1 protein-coding gene is annotated in these 1,377 nt (G+C 71.4%); it reads left to right on the top strand.

Features of this window, described 5'->3' with window-relative positions; all coding sequences use genetic code 11:
- The first annotated feature begins 77 nt into the window (after nucleotides 1-77).
- Nucleotides 78-1,208 (top strand): bifunctional 2-methylcitrate synthase/citrate synthase, encoded by a 1,131-nt coding sequence (locus SSBG_RS01665; protein WP_008744502.1) that lies wholly within the window; start codon nucleotides 78-80, stop codon nucleotides 1,206-1,208.
- The last annotated feature ends 169 nt before the right edge of the window (nucleotides 1,209-1,377 follow it).

Raw genomic sequence — 1,377 nt, 5'->3', positions numbered from 1 at the left:
CCCCCCGGCACCCGGGCCCAGGGCCCGTACCACCCGTACGCACCCCGGTACCAGAACTCCTCCCGGAGGCACCACCCATGACCAGCACCCCGGAGATCCACCGCGGTCTCGCCGGCGTCTACGCCGACACCACCGAGGTCTCCACCGTCATCCAGGAGACCAACTCCCTCACCTACCGCGGCTACGCGGTCCAGGACCTCGCGGCCCACCACTCCTTCGAGGCCGTCTCCTACCTCCTGTGGCACGGCGAGCTTCCCGACGCGCGGCAGCTCGCCGCCTTCGAGTCCGCCGAGCGCGCCCTGCGCCCGCTCGACCGGACCGAGTCCGAGCTGCTCGCCCGGCTGCCCGGGACGTGCCACCCGATGGACGTGCTGCGCACCGCCGTGAGCCTCTTCGGCGCCGAGGACCCGCGCGAGGACGACAACAGCGAGGAGGCGAACCTCGCCAAGTCGCTCTCCCTCTTCGCGAAGCTCCCCACCGTCGTCGCCGCCCACCAGCGCCGCCGCCGGGGTCTCGACCCCATCGCCCCCGACCCGGGCCTCGGCTACGCCGAGAACTTCTTCCACATGTGCTTCGGCGAGGTCCCCGACAAGGAGGTCGTGCGCTGCTTCGAGATCTCCCTCGCGCTCTACGCCGAGCACAGCTTCAACGCCTCGACCTTCACCGCGCGCGTCATCACCTCGACGCTCTCCGACCTCTACAGCGCGGTCACCGGCGCGATCGGCGCCCTCAAGGGCCCCCTGCACGGCGGCGCCAACGAGGCCGTCATGGACATGCTGGACGAGGTGCGGGACCCCTCCGACGCCGCGCGCTGGCTCGACCAGGCGCTCGCCGAGAAGCGCAAGATCATGGGCTTCGGGCACCGCGTCTACAAGAACGGCGACTCCCGCGTCCCGATCATGCAGGCCGCTCTCGACCGCCTCGTCGAGCGGAGCGACAACCCCGAGGCCCCGCACCTGGACAAGCTGCACACGGCGCTGCGCGAGGCGATGTTCGAGCGCAAGCAGATCCACCCGAACCTGGACTACCCGGCCGGTCTCGCCTACCACCTCATGGGCTTCGACACCCCGGTCTTCACCCCGATCTTCGTGATGAGCCGCGTCACCGGGTGGACCGCGCACATCATCGAGCAGCTCTCGCACAACTCGCTGATCCGTCCGCTCGCCTCCTACGACGGCGTGGCGCAGCGCGAGGTGCCGAAGAGCTGAACGACCGCCGCCGGGCGCCGACGGGGAGGTCGCGCCCGGCGGTACGGGACCGCCCCGCGGACCGAAGTCCGCAGCCGCGGCAGCATGGGTCACCGTGTACGGCTACCCCCGCCAGGGCCCCGACCGGGAGCTGAAGAAGGCGGCCGAGGGCTACTGGAAGGGCCGCGTC

Source organism: Streptomyces sp. SPB074 (assembly GCF_000154905.1).
In the GTDB taxonomy this organism is placed as follows: domain Bacteria; phylum Actinomycetota; class Actinomycetes; order Streptomycetales; family Streptomycetaceae; genus Streptomyces.
The sequence above is the reverse complement of the archived record's forward strand: the minus strand, read 5'-3'. Positions and strand labels throughout refer to the sequence as shown.

Excerpts from the sequence above, each read along its gene's own strand:
- SSBG_RS01665 (WP_008744502.1), top strand. The coding sequence starts at position 78 with ATGACCAGCACCCCGGAGATCCACCGCGGTCTCGCCGGCGTCTACGCC.